We start from the raw sequence: 18,621 nt of genomic DNA, 5'->3' as shown, positions 1-18,621 counted from the left end.
TCCATTAAGAAGGGTCTTTATCGTCATCCTTCATTACATATTTGAGTGCCAGTGGAGCAAAGAGTGTTGTAAATGCTACAACGAAGATAATAACAGCATAGGTGGTTTCATCAAATATTTTGCTCCTTTTGCCGATCTCTGCAAATATAAGCCCTACCTCGCCTCTGGGCACCATGGCAATCCCTGTTGAGAGTTTTTTATTCCAGCCGCCTCTCACCCATAAGCCGCTTGTCATCTTTGTGATTATGGCAATTACAGTAAGTATTCCTGCAAAACCCCAGAATGCACCTGATGTAATATCAATTACCCTAAAATCTATAGAGGCGCCAACCATAACAAAAAATACCGGAACAAATAGTTCTATTATCGGTTTCATGCTTTCTTCTATCTTTTCCGCCATCTTATGGCTGTAATGTGCATTGGTTGAACCCAGAGGAAGGAAGAATCTTCTTGCCATGGCAATGCCTGCTGCAAACGAGCCTAAAATCTCCGGCGCACCGACTTTATGGGAGATGACAGCCAGACCCAGTATCAGTGATACAATAAGGGCCGGTATCATGCCCTTTGTTTTACTTGCGGATGAAAGTTTTGCCATCATGGGTACAAACATTTTTGTAATAACAGGCGCGAATATCAGGAATACTGTAATGAAAAGCAGAATCCTTCCTGTATCCATGATGCTGACAGTCCCTTTTACGGCAAAGTCATATAGCACTGCCAGCACGACGACACCGATTACATCATCCAGAACAGCAGCGCCTAATACAATCTTTGAAACAACTGTACTCTGCTTCTTTAAATCTGTCAGAACCCTTACGGTAATGCCGATACTGGTGGCGACAATGGTTCCGCCTACAAAAAGGGATGCTATCAAAGGTAGCCCAAACCAGTTATATGATACCCAGAAACCAAACGCTGCAGGAATTACAACGCCTGTTATTGCCACAAGGGTAGATTGAATACCCACCTTGATAATCTGCCCCACATCGGTCTCAAGCCCCACCTCAAAGAGGAGAAGGAGTATCCCGATTTCGGCAAGGAGATGAAATGTCGCATCAGGCTCTATAAAACCTAATAAACTTGGGCCAATGATAATCCCTGCTATAACTTCACCAAGAACAGAGGGAAGATGCAGATATGTAAACACCTCGGCAAAAAATTTTGCGGAAATGATTATCAAGAGCAATTTAAGAAAAAACTCGGATACATCCATGAACCCACCTCTACCGACTAAAAATAAAAAAGGCCAGCAATAACACCATCTGTTTAAGTGTTTAATCACTGGCCTTCTCTCCTGAATAAAATTCAGGCGCGTCCGTCCGCAAAAATTATATGCAGCAATAATAATAGACTAAAAATAAAAAGTCAACCCAAAGATTATGACTAACTGTCACGAGATGGGCAATGGAAATAGATATTGGGTTCAGGCTGGATTAAAATTTACACCACCTCATACTGCTCCTGGTGAAGACTGCTTAATGTCTTGATGGCAACCCTTTTTTTAAATCTTTTTTCCAGGCCCTCTATTATATGCTCGCTTTCTCCATACAGAAGCTCTGCAATCACAGGATGGACATAAAGGTTGATTTTTCGCCGTCTCTTTGGCAGTTCCTTTATAAGTTCCCTGTAAATCTCCATTATCACAGCATCCTTTGATTTTACAATTCCGTTTCCTTCGCAGTAGGGACACGGCTCGCAGAGGAGTTGATTTATGCTTTCCCTGCTCCTTTTTCTTGTCATCTCTATAAGGCCCATTTCAGATATCTTCAGGATATTTGTCCTTGCCTTATCTCCTTTAAGCGCCTCTTTTAAAGCATTGTAAACCTTTTCCCTGTTGGCTGACTTTGTCATGTCTATCAGGTCAAGGACAATTATGCCGCCTATGTTCCTGAGCTTTAACTGATAGACAATCTCTTTTACAGCCTCCATATTTGTCTTGAGGACTGTCTCCTCCGAGTTTTTTTTACCGACATATTTGCCTGTATTAACATCTATGGCAGTCAGCGCCTCCATCTGGTCTATGATGATGTAGCCGCCTGATTTTAGCCAGACTTTTTTGGAAGCGGCGTCTGCAAGCTCTATTTCAACCCCGTATGTGTCAAATATCGGTTCCTCTTTTTCATATAATTCAATGCGATGCTTTAGCTCAGGCATAAAGTCTTCTGCAAATCTTACTGCCCTTTCATATTCCTCTATGGAATCTATAACTAATCTGTCCACATCACTGGTAAAGATGTCTCTTATCGTCCTTAATGTTAGATCCAATTCCTGATATAACAGAGCCGGAGCCGGCGCTTTTTCTCTTTTTTTAAGTATATCGGCCCATAATTTTATAAGAAAATCCATATCAGCCCTTATATCATTTTCCTTCATCCCTTCGCATGCAGTGCGTATTATAAAACCTGAACCCGACGGCCTGAGTTTTGCCACAATATCCCGCAACCTTCTTCTTTCTTTTTCGTTTTCTATCCTCCTGGAAATACCGATATGGTCATCTGACGGCATAAAAACAATCTGTCTTCCGGGAAGAGAGATGTGGGATGTAATCCTTGCGCCTTTGCTGCCCATAGGTTCCTTTGTTACCTGAACCATAATCTCCTGACCTTCTTTTATGATGTCCTGAATAGGGGCATATCTGGATTGTTTCTCTCTTACCTCGTCTTCCCCATCTTTTGAGATGTCTTCAAATTCATCAAATGTCTCATAAACATCTGTCGCATGAAGAAATGCCGTTCTTTCCAAACCGATATCAATAAACGCAGCCTGCATCCCGGGTAGCACCCTTGCAACCTTTCCTTTGTAAATGTTTCCGCTGAGGCCCCTGTCCTTTGGTCTCTCCAGATAAAATTCCACAAGCCTGCCGCCCTGCAGAACTGCAAGCCTTGTTTCATGCGGGCTGTAATTTATAATAATTTCATTTCCTGAATGTTTCATATTTTAAGATGATTACACAGATTTTAGAATACGATTACACAGATTTTGAAAAACTAACTTTTTCTTTATCTGTGTAATCTTCTTTCGTAATCTGTGTAATCGTTTTACCCTCTCCTTTTATTTTTAATATTTGGAAAAGACGGCTGTCATTAAGAGAGATGCCAAAAAGATATGCTATTACCTCATAAGGTCTTACGCTTCCTCTTTCCCCCCTATCAAGCGTCAATTGGATTGTGACATTATCATCTGCGAGGAAAAGTTTTTTTATAAGCGGTCTTATGTTTATACTCCTTTTCTTTTCTTCCCTTTGTTGATGGACGATAATCTCATCCTTTTCCAAAACTCTGTTTATAAGCCCTTGCAACTGCGCGACCCGGCCTTCTGTCGGGTTTCCGGTAAACAAGGTTAAAGACGCCGATAAATCAGCAGCCGCGGAAATCAGATAGGTTGTCTCAGTGATAATAGCAGAGACCGAATGAAGTTTCAATGGTATATCCCTTGTTTCTAAAATCTTAATTCCGTCAGGCAGCGCCGTATTGAGCCTTTTATGAATTTCATCCGGCTTCATATGTTCTGTTAATTCCAGAACTGCCTCTTCCGCAATACTTTCTATACCCACAGGAAGGGGCTGGCTAAAAACTATTTTTGGAAGCGGATGAAAACCGGCAGAATAAACAATAGGGATGTCCGCCCTTCTTATTGCCCTAAAAAACAGGGTTACAAGCTCCAGATGCCCAAGATACTTCATCTGCCCTGTTTTGGAGAAGGTGAGCCCAACCTTGAATATAGGCGATGGGCTATGGGCAATGGGCAATGGACTATGGGTTTTACCTGTTGCCTCTCGACTATAGCCTATAGCCTGTCTTTCATAGAAGCTTACATTCCTTATAACCTTGTGGTCGCATATGCCGCAGATACTGCATTTGTCTGTCTTACAGTCAGCCGTATCTTCAAGCAAGAGAGACCTTTCGTATTCTTTATACAAAAACTCTTTATCAACCCTTGTGTTGAGATGTTCCCAGGGAAACACCTCATCCCTGTCCCGCCTTCTGTGTGTATAAAATTCCGGGTCAATCCCTGAGTCTTTAAACACCCTTTCCCAGATATCAAATCTGAACTGCTCCCCCCAGCCGTCAAAACGGCAGCCGGCCTCAAACGCGGCCATGATGACACCTGAAAGCCTTCTATCGCCTCTTGAAAACACACCCTCCATAAAACTCATCCTTGCGTCATGCCATTTAAAATCAAGCCTGCGCTTCTTGAGTTCCTTTCTTAAGAATGTCTGCCTCTCCAGACATTCATCTGTTTTTATCTGCGGTTCCCACTGAAACGGCGTATGCGGTTTTGGTATGAATTGAGAAACGCTGACATTTACCGCTGGCCTTTTGCCATGCCTTTTACCGGCTTCCTGAACCCTGCCGGACAGCTCAACAATTCCCATGATATCGTTAATGGTTTCTGTTGGAAGTCCTATCATGTAATAGAGCTTTATTGACCTCCATCCCATATCAAAGGCATTTCCCGCAGTTTCTATCAGGGCATCTTCTGAGACCACCTTGTTTATCACATGTCTCAGTCTTTCGCTTCCTGCCTCAGGCGCCATTGTAAAACCGGTTTTCCGAACCCTCTTTATTTCTTCAATAAGCCCTTGTTTAAGTGTTCCTACCCGCATGGACGGAAGAGACACAGCTATCTTTTTATCTGCGAACCTGTCCATAAAATTTATCAGCACATCCTGTATACAGGAGTAGTCCCCTGAGCTTAATGATAAAAAAGACACCTCACCATAACCTGTATTTTTCAATTCCTCCTCAATTATCTTTATTATGTTTTCAGGCGACCTTTCCCTGTTAGGCCTGTAAATCATACCCGCCTGACAGAATCTGCACCCCCTTGTGCATCCCCTGTTTATCTCCACGGTAAGATGATCATGGACAATCTGCGGAAAAGGCACAACAGGCCTTATTGGCAGCGGTAAAGTATTTATGTCCGCAACTATCCTTTTATTTACACATTCATAATCTTTCAGCAGGGGGATTATTTCTTTAATGGTTCCATCTGTATTGTATTTAAAATCAAAAAATGACGGCACATACACACCTTCAATCTGAGCCAGCTTCTTAAGCAAATCCCCGCGTTTCCATTTATGGGCCTTACAGTTTATCACAACATCTGCAATCTCTAATACAACCTCTTCCCCGTCGCCAAGGACAAATATATCAAAGAAGTCTGCAATAGGTTCCGGGTTGAATACAACAGGACCGCCGCCGATTATAAGCGGATGTGTTTCGTCTCTGTCTTTTGAATAGAGAGGGATATTTCCGAGATCAAGAATGTTCAGGATATTTGTATAGGAAAGCTCATATTGGATTGAAAAACCAAGCACATCCAGTTCGTCCAGTGGAATATTAGATTCAAGTGTTACAAGCGGAAGCCCCTTATCTCTCAGGAGCTTTTCCATATCAGCCCACGGCGAAAAGACCCTCTCACACGCTATATCAGCCCTGCTGTTCAATATCTGATATAGAATCTGCATTCCGAGATGGCTCATGCCAACCTCATAGACATCAGGAAATGCAAGGCCGAACTTAAGGCTTATGCTTGAAAGGTCTTTTTTAACCGAGTTTATCTCGCCGCCTATATACCTGCCAGGCCTTGAAACAAGCGCAAGAAAATCTTTTGCCCTATCCGAAAAGGCCATGTTTTTTAAACCTCTACTTTTTCACTCCATACCCAAGATAATTTATATTGGTATTTTCTGAAATCTTAAACGCAAAATGAAGCGGGTCAAAGGTCATGCCTTTTATCTCTTCAACAGAAACACCATTCCGTTTTAGAATGTCCGCAAGCGCAGACGGCCTTATAAATCTATTGTAGTCATGGGTTCCCTTTGGAACCATGTAAAAGTTTTCCGCAACAAATATTGCAAAAAATCTGGCAGAGACTGTTTTGTTTATTGTAGAGAAAAATAAATAGCCGCCCTTTTTAAGAAGCCCGCAGCATTCTTTTAAAAACCCGGCAAGGTCATCCACATGCTCCAGAACCTCTGCGCAGATAACAGCGTCGTAACTCTCCCCCATGTAGCCCCCGACCTTTAGGTCGGGGATCTGCCTATTGGCAATAAGTTCAGATGGTGAAATCAGTCTGTAATCTATTTCAAGGCTTGATTCCTTTGCATGGATTTTTGCAGCATCAAGGGCAACCGGAGATAAATCTATCCCTGTTACCAGCGCGCCTGCCTTTGCAAACTCCTCTGACAAAATTCCCCCGCCGCAGCCGACATCAAGAATCCTTTTGTCTTTAAGACTTCCCATTTTACCGGAGAAATACTGAAACCTCAAAGGGTTTATCTTGTGCAAAGATGCAAGCCTTCCTTTGGGGTTCCACCACTCCTTGCCAAAGGAATCAAATTTTTGAGATTCGGTTGTCATAAATAGAGCATGCCATGAGGTATACCAGTAAAATAGCCATAGAAAACCCGCCATTTTACATATGAAATAGCCTTTTACTGATTTTCATCAAACAATCTTTTGAATTCTTTGCTGCAATCATGAAAGGCATTGAATATAACAGGGTCGTAGCGCGCCTTTGATTCAGTTAGTTTATCGCAGGCAGTATTGTGGTCAAAAGATTTTTTATACGGCCTTTTGCTTCTTATGGCGTCATAGCTGTCAACTATACTTACAATCCGTCCTGGCAGCGGAATCTCTTCATTTTTAAGTCCTCTTGGATAACCGTTTCCATTCCATAATTCATGATGGGAAAGCGCTATTTCCTCGGCTGTTTTAAGTATCTCAGAATCAGAGCCTCGCAGGATGCCTGCCCCTATCGTGGTATGAGTTTTCATTATTTCAAATTCTTCTTTTGTAAGGCTGCCGGGTTTAAGAAGTATGGAGTCAGGTATGCCAATTTTGCCTACATCATGCATGGGGCTTGCAAAAAATATTACTTCAACCTTTTGTTCGTCGAGTTTAAGGTATCTTGCAATTAGCTGAGAATAGAGGCTTATCCTTTTGATGTGTTTACCTGTATCCGTATCCCTGTATTCGGCAGCGAGGGTAAGTCTGTAAACAGTTTCGGTATAGCCGTTTTTAATCTTTTCAAATGCCTCTTTGAGTTCGGACCTTTTGCTAATAAGCTCTCCTTCCAATGAATTAGATCTGTCCAGCAGAAAGTCTTCATAATATTTAATCTTAAGCATGTTGCTTACCCTGATGCGAAATTCTGTTTCATCAATTGGCTTTGACAAAAACTCATTTGCGCCATGTTCAAGCCCTATAATTTTAGATTGGCTGTCTGAAAGCGAAGTAACTATTAAAACAGGTATATGCACGGTAATCGGGTCCTGTTTGAGCCTCTTGGTCAACTCGAAGCCGTCCATGCCCGGCATCAGCACATCAGTAACGATGATATCAGGATGAAAATATCTTGCCTTCTCCAACGCCTCAAGGCCGTTTTCTACCGTCAGACATTCGTAGCCAAGCGCATTGATAAGGTCCGAGTAAATCTTGAGATAAAACTTATCATCGTCAGCCACAAGTATTCTGGCTTTGCCGGCCGGTTTAAACGCCGATGTGAAATCCTTTTTCTCGTCTTCCGTCATTTGTTTGTTATGGGCAGTTAATCTAATCCATACTCCTTCCATCTTTTATTTATCAGCTCTTCGATTACCTTATCCATCTCAATCTTTTTGCCCCATTCTCTGCTGACTTCCGGCGGTTTTTTCATGGTTGCGTCTATCCCCATCTTGCTTCCCAGTTCTGCAACTGTTGATGAAAAATCCAGATAATCTATGGGCGTGTCCTCAATAATCATTACATCCCTTTTCGGATCAACCCGCGTTGATATGGCCCAGACCACATCGTTCCAATCATGGACATTTATATCATCATCAACCACAATGATATACTTTACATACATGAACTGCTTAAGCACTCCCCAGATGCCCATCATTATCCGTTTTGCATGACCAGGATATTGTTTTTTGATTGAGACAACAGCGATGCGGTAAGAAACCGCCTCCATGGGAAGGCTGAAATCTACAACCTCGGGAAACTGAAGTTGAAGACTCGGCAAAAACATCTTGTTGAGCGCCATGCCAATAATGGCATCCTCTTTTGGCGGCCTGCCGGTAATGGTCGTAAGATACAACGGATTTTTTCTGTGAGTTATACATTTGATATGAAAGACCGGAAACGGCTCAGCGCTGTTATAATAACCTGTGTGGTCTCCGAACGGGCCTTCCATTGCTGTATCTTCATGGCGGATTTCGCCTTCAAACACAATCTCTGCTGTTGCAGGAACTTTCAGTGAATTGGTTTTACATTCCACAAGTTCAATCGCCTTTTTTCGCAAAATACCTGCAAAGAGAAATTCACTCACATCCTCAGGCACAGGCGTTACAGCGGCTATGATGGTAGCAGGCTCACACCCTATGGCAACTGCTACAGGCATGGGCAGACCTTTTTCCTGCCACAGCCTCTGATGATGAGCGCCGCCCCTGTGTTTCAACCACCGCATGATCACCCTCTTTTTGTCAAGATACTGCATCCTGTAAACGCCCACATTCACCTGCCCGCCGTCATGCCCCTGCGTAATAACAAGCGGCCATGTTATTAGAGGGCCTGCATCCCCAGGCCAGCACTTTATAATAGGAAACTTTGAGAGATCAACATCATCTCCCTGCAGAACCACTTCCTGACACGGCCCGCTTCTGACGGTCTTGGGATTTAGCATAAGCATCTTTCCAAAAGACGGGATGCTCTTTATTGTCTCCCACAATCCCTCAGGCGGTTTAGGTCTTTGCAGATACGCAATCCATTTCCCAATCTCAATAAACTCATCCTCTGTAATGTCAAGCCCTATCGCAACCCTCTCCTCTGTTCCAAAAAGGTTTGCAACCACAGGCATGGTATAGCCCTTAACGTTCTCAAATATCACGGCAGGCCCGCCCTTTTTTACAAGCCTGCCCATTATCCCTGCAATCTCAAGATTTGCGTCAACCGGAACCCTTACCCTCTTTAAAAGGTTCTTTGATTCCAGATGGTTTAAAAATTCCCGAAGGTCGTTAAATATCATAAGCCCTCACACTTATACCTGCGTCATTTTTTATTTCTGCAAATAGATCCATCAATGTGTTCGGGTAGAACCGCCTCTGTAAAGTGTAAGACCTGTTTCCTCAATTGCTTAAAGCGTCTTACGGCAAGATAGCGGACAATAGCCTCTCTGATAATCTCGTTGCTTGAGGTCTTTTCGCTCTTTGCTACAATGTCCAGCAACTTCTGTAATTTCCCGGGTAATCTTATGGTAATTGTATCCAGCATACCGCACCTCCATTTATGTAAGACAATGTAACACCTAAGGTGTAAAAAATGCCACGGATGGTTTCATTTAGTTATTATCCTCTTTATTACCCTCTTTTAGAGGTAATACCCTTTTTCTTCCATAATGCGCCTGGTCCTCGCCCGACACATTCAACCTCGCCGGCTTTCTGCATAGATTTAAGAACTGTTCGTATCATATCCCGGCTAACAGCAGGACATTTTTTTTCTATATCCGCAACCGTAAAATCTCTGTCAATAGCATGAATAACGTGATGTACCATCTCGGTTTTAGAACCACGCGGACTTACTGTTGCGCCGGATATTGTCTTTGCAACGCTCCATGATAATGACATTTTTCGTCCAGCTAATTTCTCGCACCATTGGTGCGAGTTTTTCATTTGAAAAGTATGTGAGATAGAAATTGCGCATTCTCCAAAGATTTGCACTTGAAAATCCCACTATCCCCGGGAACTCTTTTTGCAGGTCTTTTGAAAGTGTTTCCACAATTGACTTGCCCCAGCCGAGCTTTTCCTGCTTTGCCACTATTGATCTGCCTATGTCCCAATACAGATTTATAAGCTCTTTGTTTACAGCTTTGAGGGCGTCATATTGAGCTTTGTATATGCGCTCTTTTATCTCTTTAAGAAATGTCTTATGTTCGGCGGTTACTATGGCTGACATTTCATATTCTCCCCTCCACAATTGCAATTTCCTTGGAAGTGATGTTGGATAATATCTGACAATGAATTTTAAACATGTGCAGAATCATGAAGCAAATAGTTTTAAATAGAGCAGTTCCAATTATCATACAAATACATCACTGATTCGTGATCGCATACACCATATCGCTGACAAACCTTTTGAAAGATTCGTTCTCCACGAACTGCTTATAGACCTGGGTGTCTTCGGTCAAGAGGGACTGCATCACCTTGCTGAGTGCCTGATCATGGGCCATGCGCGCGGTGTGCGGAGTATTTTCTTTCGCATTCTTGTAAGCCGCATCAGCGGCAACTTTCGGCGCTATGTCATCGCGGATTCGCTTCGCAACGCGGTCGTTATCGGTGAAAAGGGTACCAAATTGCTCATTGAACGTCTTCAGGATATTGCTGAGCCGGTCGAGTTCCGGCTCGCTCTTGCGGCCGCCTGCGTCCGTTGGTACGGGCTCGATGTCCGAATCCTTGTCCTTCAGTGCGATCTTCTGCACTGCCTTTTTCTCGACGCGGTAGCTGTCCATGTCAATCGCTTCGAGTATGCCCTTGGCAAGGTCATCATCTATCGGCGCCGGCAACTTGGGGACGAGCAGATTGAGCAATATCGAGAGCTTTTCCCATTCCGCGTTGCTATAGGTAATCAACGAGGAAAGGAAATTGTAAGTTCGGCAGAACATTTTGGCCTTTCCCTTGAAATCTACCTGTCCGTCCTCGTCGAGCCGGTCAACATAGGCCACCACACATTCGTCAAGGATCGGATCGAGTTTATCGCGCTCCGCCCCACCAAGGAACAACTCCACTACCTGCTTGACATGCTCCGGCGAATACACCTGCGCCGCATCCAGAGCTGTCTTCAGGTCATGCAGTTTATTGGGATCAGTCTCATCGGCAAGTAGAGTAGTGCGGTAGTAATCCTGGAAGGCTAAGATGATCGCCTCGCTGTTATTCTGAAAGTCGAGCACAAAACAGTCGTGTTTCTGCGGGTGCGCGCGATTGAGCCGCGAAAGGGTCTGCACCGTCTTGATCCCGGATAGCGGCTTATCCACATACATCGTGTGCAAGAGGGGCTCGTCATAGCCGGTCTGGAACTTGTCGGCGCAGATCAGAAAACGGTAAGGGTCGGTCTGTATCTTGGCGGCGATCTCATTGCTTGAAAAACCGTTGAGAGAAACTTCGCTGACCTTTGCACCACCATATTCGTGCTCGCCCGAGAACGCCACAATCGCCTGGTAAGGGCTCTTGCGCTCAACGAGATACGTCTTGAAGGCGTGGAAGTATTGGATAGCCCGTGCAATGCCGCTCGTGACCACCATAGCGCGCGCCTGTCCGCCGATCTTCCCTGACGCAAGCACCTGCTCGTGGAAATGGTCTACCATAATCTCGGCCTTGAGCCGGATGGCATGGTCGTGGCTCTCCACATACCGGCGCAGCTTCTTCTTAGCCTTTTTGGTGTCGAACTCCGGGTCATCTTCAGTTTTCTTGACCAGCTTATAGTAGCTGTCAACCGGTGTGTAGTTCCTGAGCACGTCAAGGATGAAGCCTTCTTCGATCGCCTGCTTCATGGTGTAGCTGTGGAACGACCGGTGCTTGACCTTACCCGCTGCGTCGGGCGGCAGTGCTTTACCGAACATCTCCAGCGTCTTATTCTTGGGTGTGGCGGTGAAAGCAAAATAACTGGCATTCGTGAGCATCTTGCGTGCCGCCATCCTTTTTTCTAAAGCTTCATTTACAGTATCCTCTGGGTCAGGCTCATCGTCGTCCTTCTTCTTTGCGGTAAGTGCCTCGTTAATCGCCGCCGATGTCTTTCCACCTTGGCTCGAGTGCGCCTCGTCGATGACAATGGCGAAGGTCTTACTCCCCTCCGTGGAGATCTCGTCGAGGATGAAGGGGAACTTCTGCACCGTCGAGACGATGATCTTTTTCCCTTCTTCAATGAATTTACGCAGGTCACCGGAGCGCTCGGCGTGCCCTACGGTCGCGCCAACCTGCATGAACTGTTTGATGGTTGTCTGTATCTGTTGGTCGAGAAGACGCCGGTCGGTGACGACTATTACCGAGGTGAAGACTTCCTTCTCGTTTCGTTTCAGGCCGATAAGCTGGTGCGAGAGCCAGGCAATGGAGTTTGATTTACCGCTCCCCGCCGAATGCTGGATCAGATAGCGCTTGCCTGCGCCGTGCGATTGCACGTCAGAGAGCGCCTGCCTAACCACTCCGAGCTGGTGGTAGCGCGGCCACACCTGCTTGCGTTTTTTCCTGCCGGTGCGCGGGTCTTTTTCCTCTACTATCTGCGCATAGTTCTCAAGGATGTTGGTAAGCCCTGTCGGGGTGAGAACCTCTTTCCAAAGGTAATCAGTCTTGAGGCCATTTGGATTTGGCGGATTGCCGGCACCGTCATTATATCCTTTGTTGAACGGGAGAAACCAAGAACCTTTGCCGCGAAGTTCCGTACACATCTGCACCTCGCTATCGTCCACGGCAAAATGCACCACGCAGCGGCCAAACTCAAACAGCCGCTCTCGCGGGTCGCGGTTGCGTTTGTATTGATGAACTGCATCTTCTACGTTCTGTTTAGTGAGGCTATTTTTCAACTCGAAGGTGGCAATCGGAAGCCCATTGATGAACAGACATAAATCGAGGGCCCGGCGCGTATCGTCCATGCTGTAGGCGAGCTGGCGCGTGATGGAAAAACGATTCTGCGCGTGCAGAGCCTCGGCCTTGGCATTTCCCGGTGACGGCGTTCCATAGAAGAGATCAAAATGCAGCGGCCCGTGGCCTATTCCCTTTCGTATAACATCAATGACGCCGCGCTTGCCAATCTCAGTGGAAAGTCGGGCGAGAAACTTAAGACGGTTAATGTCTTTGGCGTCGTTCGCATCGCCCATCGTCAGTTTCTTGAACGCCTCCGGTTGAGTCGCACGGAGGAAGGAGAAGAGCTGCGGCACGTCGAGCGCATGGGCGCGGTCGTAGTCTTGCGCACTCCCTGCCGTGTAGCCGGTGCCGCCGTACGGTGGTGGTTTTTCGGCGACCCGGTTCGGGACGACGGCGAGGCCGTCCGTGCCGGCCATGTGCCGCATGATCAGCGTCTCCAGTCCCTTCTCGCTCGTGTCAGTAGTCATACAGTCTCCTCCTCTTTAATGTTTTCGGTCTCATCGCCCAGAGCCGTTTCATTTTCAATAATCTCGGCTGGCGCTTCTTCAGGCAACTTCGCCGCCACCTCGCGTAAATCGAGCTTGCCGGTCACCACATCAGCGACAAGACGGGTGCGGTATTCATTAATACATTTAACAAACTGTGATAGGGACTGATTAACTGCATACTCTTGATCTATCAACTCTGTGATTCGTGCTTGTGCGGCTTTCGGTGGTATGGGGATTGTCTCCTTGAGAAGACTTGCAGCATTCAATGGCCTGTTCCGTCCTGCAGCACCACGCGAGTTGTGGTTCAGCAGCATAGATCCAAAAGATGTCCGAAACAGTGCAAAAAGCACTGAAGAGGACACATATTCCTTTCGGCCGCGTAAGACTGGATAACGATGTGAGGCGATGGTGCCTGAATCCTTGCCCCTTGCCAGAGCCACGGCACCCTCCCAAGCGAATTGCCCACTGATAACTAAATCGCCGTCTTCTATCCAGAAGAAGTCTGAGTCACCAAGTTCTGCTCCGTCAGTAGTCGTTTTGTGGAAAATACCACGCCCGCGATTATAGAGACCGATACGTGTATAATTTTGATTGGCTCGCCTGTCAATTGGACGTGACATTTCTTCTGCTACGACGGATAGGCGTAGTCTTCTCGTACCTTCTAGTCGTAGTGCGTTTTCAGTAACGACAGAGAGCATTTCGCTAATCAACGCGAGCTCCTTCCGCTTCGCCCTGATCGCCCGATCAAGTCGCCCGTTCATCCAATCCAGAAACCGCACAATCGCCGCCTGCTCATTAAGAGGGGGAACTACAACTTCAATCTTCAGAAATTGTTCAGGGTAAAGACGCAGCCTTGAACTGTTTACACCTGTGGAGCGCCGATGATATTCAGCAACGTAGGTTGGCGTTCGCAATAGGTGATCAGCAAAACTTGGCAATATAGCGCAGCCATCCAGGGGGCGATAAACCCCGTAGGATGGGCTAACGATTCCATCATGCCGTGCGACACCTAACGCACCCATCCACGCCCACATAGTGTTAATTAACGCGTCACCGGGGCGGCAGATCTTATGGCCAACATTTGACTTTGCGAGAAACATCGTGACCGTCTTCTGACTGCGCGGAGTTACGCCAGTCAGGTGGGACACCGATAGTAGTTCCTCCCTCCCAGTTGTAGAACGGTCGTCGACCTCACGAAATAAATATTTTGCTCTCAGTTGACCCCAGTGCCCTGGTACGTGCCCGATCCAAGGTAGAACAGTCTCCTTGTATTCCGGATATGGTTTAAGATTAGCGATCATGAATGCCCTCCCTCCGTTTCGGGCTGTCGTCGAGCGGCGCTTTCCCGTGCGTGCTCAATCGCCATGTGTAACCGCTCGCGCAGCAATGGCAGCGGCGGCAACTCCGTGAGGTACTCGCTGACGCGGATGGATTTGGCATCGAGCTGAAGCAACTCAACCTGCTCGATGTCGGCGGACGCGCACAGGATGAGTCCGATCGGGGCTTCTTCGCCGGGAGCACGTTCGTGTTTGTCCAGCCAGCGTAGGTACAGCTCCATTTGGCCGACATGCGCAGGCTGGAATGATTCCAGCTTCAATTCGACGGCAATCAGCCGGCGCAGGTGGCGGTGGAAGAAGAGCAGGTCGAGGTGAAAGTCGTCCTTACCAACGCTCATGCGCTTTTGCCGGGCCACGAAGGCAAAGCCGGTGCCCAGCTCCAGCAGTACTCCTTCGATCTCGCGCAGGATGGCACTTTCGAGGTCACGTTCGCTGTATGCCCCTTTGAGCCCCAGCAGGTCGAGCAGGTAGGGATCGCGGAACACGGTGTCGGGGCTCATCTGCCCGTCGCGCAGTTTGCCGATCTCCGCCGAGATGACGGCCTGCGGCTTCTTCGACAGCGCGGTGCGCTGGTACAGCATGCCGCCGATCTTCTGCCGCAGCGTGCGCACGTCCCACCGTTCGATCCGGCACATTTCGGCGTAAAAGTCGCGGGCCAGCGGGTCTTTGATCGGCAGCAGTTCAACGAAGTGGCTCCAGCTTAATGTTTGCGACAGCGTCGCAATAATCTGTTCATCGGTCATCCATTCGGCAAAACGGGCCATTCGGGTCAGTGCGGTGTAATCGAAACCGGCACCGAACTCGACGGTTAATTCTTGCGACACGGTCGCAAGAATCTGCTTGCCGTAGGCTGCGCGCCCAGCTTGCAGGTTCTCTCGCAGTAGGCGGCGCCCAACCTGCCAACACAGCAGCGTGTAGGTGGAGTTGGCGGCTGTTGCAATCCGATGACGCGCAGTCCGGACGAGCGCGCGCAGGTCGTGGAGCAATGTTACTTGGTCGATGGGAGCCGGTGCCTTTGCCAATGAGAGATCTCTCGAAGATCTTTTAGGACTGCGGACTGGCGGCTTGTTCGCTTTCTTCATGAAGGCACCCCTTTCTTTAGCAATCCATCCAGCAGCCCTTCGGCCTCTTTCTCTATAGCCAGGATGTCGGCGCTGATCTCTTCCAGTGTTCGCAGTGGCTGAGGTTTATAAAAATGCCGGGTGAAGCTCACCTCGTACCCGATCTTGGTGGCATCCTCTTTGATCCACGCATCCGGGGTATAGGGCAACACCTCACGGCGGATGAAGGCCGTAATTCCACCCTCTTCCAGTAGCGGTATTTGCTCTGTGTCGCGTAGGTCGGAGTCGGTCTCATATTCGACGATGGCGGGCTTGCCGTCAATCGTTGCCTCGTAAAGGCCGCGGACTGGATCAGGTTTGGTTTTTCCGGGTTTGTGTATCTTGGCGATGACGCACGGTGCGGTCTCCACACGCCAGCTCACGGCCTTGAGGATCTGCTTCAGGTCAGCGGCGGCAAGTTTAATACCCGCCTTCTTGAGCGCGGCGTCCACACGATCGCGAAAAAGGTTGTGATCTTCATGTACTGATTCGCCCAGCGCGGCGCGCAGTTTCGTGGCTACATCGACCAGACGTCCGTCACGTTCCCAGGTCTTCGGGTCGAGCAGTTTCTTTTTCTTCTTCTCGGGCAGTCCCTTCTTCGCGCTGCCACCCTCGTCCTCTTCACCTTCTTCCTCGTCATTGCCCCATTCCGCAAGCCGTTTCTCCAGCGCAGCGGACACCTTGGGAAACCTGGTAAAAATATCTTCGCCGAACTCATCAAAGAGCGGGGCGCGCAGGTCTTCGTCGCCGGAGGTGAAACGCAAGGTCTCGATGGCCTTCAGGGTGAGTTGGCTGTGCAGGCGCAGCGGGCGCTCGACCGTGACCTTCCAATAGCCAAAGGCGGCGTTGAGGAATATCTTCGATTCGGACGTCTCCTTGAAGTCGAGAAAGGTGCGGCTGATGCGGTCTATATCCTCGGGCGCAAGCTCGCAGTTCTTCTTGCCGAGGTTTTTGCGTAACGGCTTAAACCACTGAGTGGCGTCGATTAACTGCACTTTTCCATTGCGGTGCGCGGGCTTCTTGTTGGACAGCACCCATATGTAAGTGGCGATGCCGGTGTTGTAAAAAAGGTTGAGCGGCAGGGCAACGATCGCTTCGAGCCAATCGTTCTCAATCAGCCAGCGTCGGATGTTGCTCTCGCCCTGACCGGCGTCTCCTGTAAAAAGTGACGAGCCGTTGTGAACTTCGGCGATTCGGCTGCCGAGAGCAGATTTGGCATTCATCTTCGAGGCCATGTTGGCGAGGAAGAGCATCTGCCCGTCACTTGAACGGGTGACAAGCGAAAGCTCCTCCCCATTGTGCATTACTTTGAAGCGAGGGTCGCGCATCCCGTCTTTGCCGCCCATCGTTTCAAGATCCTTCTTCCAGCTTTTCCCGTAGGGCGGATTAGAGAGCATGAAGTCAAACTCCTGGGCCGGAAAGGCGTCGTGGGCGAGGGTAGACCATTCCGCACCGCCGACAATGTGGTCAGCGCTTTCACCCTCCCCCTTTAACAGCATATCAGCCTTGCAGACGGCGTAAGTCTCCGGGTTGATCTCCTGTCCGTATAGCAGGCACTTGACCTGTTGTTTGCGCTTCGCGGCAATTGCCGTTATTGTCTCCTCTCCCACTGTTAGCATCCCACCTGTCCCACAGACTCCATCGTAAAGCAGATACGTGCCAGACTTGATTTCTGCTTCGATGGGCAGGAACACGAGATTAGACATCAATCGCACGGCATCCCTCGGGGTCCAATGCTCGCCCGCTTCTTCATTGTTCTCCTCGTTAAACTTGCGGACCAGTTCCTCGAAGACCGTACCCATTGAATGATTGTCGATACCGGCAGGAGAGAGGTCTATGTCGGGATCAAGGAACTTGTTGATCAGTGTGCCGATCGCGTCGGCCTTAGAAAGCGTTTGTAGTTGGTTTCTGAACTTGAAATTTTCGAGGATGTCCTGAACGTTCGGTGAAAATCCGTTGAGGTAGTCCTCAAAATCAGCAAGTAGCTGCTGCTGACTGCCGCGGGATTTAAGATCGCGCAGGGTAAACTTTGAGGTGTTATAAAAAGCCTGCCCCGCGGCATTGCAAAGCGCGGCGCGCTGCTCGGTTATCCTTGCCGCGTCGAGCATCTTTTTGGTGTCGAGCACCTTCTGCTTGGTCGGCTCAAGAACTGCGTCCATGCGCCGGATGACGCACATCGGCAGGATCACATCGGGGTATTTACCACGCTTGAAAAGGTCGCGGAGCACGTCGTCAGCGATCCCCCAGATAAAAGAGACTATTTTATTATGTGTTGCCTGGTCCATTAGTGGCTCCTAACTATTTATGTCATCCTTTTCTGGTCGCAAGGGTGGATGGTGTCAGGCCTTGAATTTTGAATTAATGGGAAAATTTAGGCACAGCGACCATTATCCTGTTATCCTCATCACAAATTTAGACTCAATGTATACTCCTGCTGATAAAGCAATGTATCCCCCCGCTTCCAGCCGAGTTGCTGGAGTCTTTCAATCACCTTAAAGTCAATATCTGCGGCTTCGTTTATCTTTGGCATAGTTACCAGCTTTCTGTTTCATTCTAAAAGCCTATCTTTCTCCTTTTCGGCTCTGATGGTGTCATCAATTGGCGAATAGCGTCAAAGACAATTTTGAACTGTGAATCGTATTTATTTTCCATTGTATTCAATTTGCGAGATAACTCTTTATGTGTCATCGCAAATTCACGTAATTTAACGAATGCCCTCATGATGGCTACATTGACATCTATTGCGCGTTCGCTGTTTAGAACTCCCGAAAGCATAGCCACGCCTTGCTCTGTAAAAGCATAAGGCAAATATTTTCTGTGTTGTCCTCTCCCTATCTTTAAGGTCGCATTTTGCGACCTTAAAGAAGTAAATTCTTCGGGAGTCAGTTGAAACATAAAATCCGGAGGGAATCTCTTTATATTTCGTCTGACTTGTTCATTTAATCTTTTTGCGGGCACTTCATAGATCTCGGCAAGGTCACTATCAAGCATAACCCTATGACCTCTTATCAGTAATATTCTTTGAGCAATCGGATCAAGCGGTATAAGTTCCATATTATTATCCCCCTTTTTACCACATC

At 47.6% G+C, this 18,621-nt stretch carries 14 protein-coding genes and 1 pseudogene; all 15 read right to left on the bottom strand.

The annotated features are described in order from the left end of the window. Positions 1 to 4: 4 nt before the first annotated feature. Positions 5 to 1,213: a cation:proton antiporter gene (locus Q8P28_11280; protein MDP2683354.1), complete on the bottom strand. Its 1,209-nt coding sequence runs from the start codon at positions 1,211 to 1,213 to the stop codon at positions 5 to 7. Between the two features lie 227 nt (positions 1,214 to 1,440). After that, complete coding sequence (locus Q8P28_11275) at positions 1,441 to 2,934, bottom strand: Rne/Rng family ribonuclease (GenBank protein MDP2683353.1); 1,494 nt, start codon at positions 2,932 to 2,934, stop codon at positions 1,441 to 1,443. Between the two features lie 34 nt (positions 2,935 to 2,968). Further along, positions 2,969 to 5,635: a TIGR03960 family B12-binding radical SAM protein gene (locus tag Q8P28_11270; GenBank protein MDP2683352.1), complete on the bottom strand. Its 2,667-nt coding sequence runs from the start codon at positions 5,633 to 5,635 to the stop codon at positions 2,969 to 2,971. 13 nt (positions 5,636 to 5,648) lie between these two features. Further along, entirely contained in the window at positions 5,649 to 6,365 is a 717-nt protein-coding gene (ubiG, locus tag Q8P28_11265) for a bifunctional 2-polyprenyl-6-hydroxyphenol methylase/3-demethylubiquinol 3-O-methyltransferase UbiG (GenBank protein MDP2683351.1), read from the bottom strand. Between the two features lie 74 nt (positions 6,366 to 6,439). Then, positions 6,440 to 7,537 (bottom strand): response regulator, encoded by a 1,098-nt coding sequence (locus Q8P28_11260; protein MDP2683350.1) that lies wholly within the window; start codon positions 7,535 to 7,537, stop codon positions 6,440 to 6,442. Positions 7,538 to 7,554: 17 nt separating this feature from the next. Next, the gene (locus Q8P28_11255) at positions 7,555 to 9,012 is read right to left on the bottom strand and encodes a menaquinone biosynthesis decarboxylase (GenBank protein ID MDP2683349.1); all 1,458 of its coding nucleotides are present in this window, start codon (positions 9,010 to 9,012) and stop codon (positions 7,555 to 7,557) included. A gap of 23 nt (positions 9,013 to 9,035) precedes the next feature. Further along, positions 9,036 to 9,257 (bottom strand): ribbon-helix-helix protein, CopG family, encoded by a 222-nt coding sequence (locus tag Q8P28_11250; GenBank protein MDP2683348.1) that lies wholly within the window; start codon positions 9,255 to 9,257, stop codon positions 9,036 to 9,038. An 86-nt stretch (positions 9,258 to 9,343) separates the two neighbouring features. Beyond that, entirely contained in the window at positions 9,344 to 9,538 is a 195-nt protein-coding gene (locus Q8P28_11245; GenBank protein ID MDP2683347.1) for a hypothetical protein, read from the bottom strand. Positions 9,539 to 9,578: 40 nt separating this feature from the next. Beyond that, a pseudogene (locus Q8P28_11240) lies at positions 9,579 to 9,938 on the bottom strand (DUF1016 N-terminal domain-containing protein). A gap of 136 nt (positions 9,939 to 10,074) precedes the next feature. Further along, positions 10,075 to 13,083: a type I restriction endonuclease subunit R gene (locus tag Q8P28_11235; protein MDP2683346.1), complete on the bottom strand. Its 3,009-nt coding sequence runs from the start codon at positions 13,081 to 13,083 to the stop codon at positions 10,075 to 10,077. After that, positions 13,080 to 14,405, bottom strand: a complete 1,326-nt coding sequence (locus Q8P28_11230) for a restriction endonuclease subunit S (GenBank protein ID MDP2683345.1) — start codon at positions 14,403 to 14,405, stop codon at positions 13,080 to 13,082. Before Q8P28_11230 ends, Q8P28_11235 begins: the two co-directional genes overlap by 4 nt. Next, complete coding sequence (locus Q8P28_11225) at positions 14,402 to 15,463, bottom strand: PDDEXK nuclease domain-containing protein (protein ID MDP2683344.1); 1,062 nt, start codon at positions 15,461 to 15,463, stop codon at positions 14,402 to 14,404. Before Q8P28_11225 ends, Q8P28_11230 begins: the two co-directional genes overlap by 4 nt. Before the next feature lie 56 nt (positions 15,464 to 15,519). Next, positions 15,520 to 17,826 carry a class I SAM-dependent DNA methyltransferase gene (locus Q8P28_11220; GenBank protein MDP2683343.1) on the bottom strand — a complete coding sequence of 769 codons (2,307 nt, stop codon included), beginning with the start codon at positions 17,824 to 17,826 and terminating at the stop codon, positions 15,520 to 15,522. Between the two features lie 119 nt (positions 17,827 to 17,945). Then, entirely contained in the window at positions 17,946 to 18,071 is a 126-nt protein-coding gene (locus Q8P28_11215) for a hypothetical protein (protein MDP2683342.1), read from the bottom strand. A 23-nt stretch (positions 18,072 to 18,094) separates the two neighbouring features. Continuing rightward, positions 18,095 to 18,595: an ORF6N domain-containing protein gene (locus tag Q8P28_11210; protein ID MDP2683341.1), complete on the bottom strand. Its 501-nt coding sequence runs from the start codon at positions 18,593 to 18,595 to the stop codon at positions 18,095 to 18,097. Positions 18,596 to 18,621 lie beyond the last annotated feature (26 nt).

The organism is Deltaproteobacteria bacterium (assembly GCA_030690165.1).
Lineage (GTDB): Bacteria > Desulfobacterota > GWC2-55-46 > UBA9637 > UBA9637 > JACRNJ01.
This window is presented reverse-complemented; position numbering and strand designations above follow the sequence as displayed.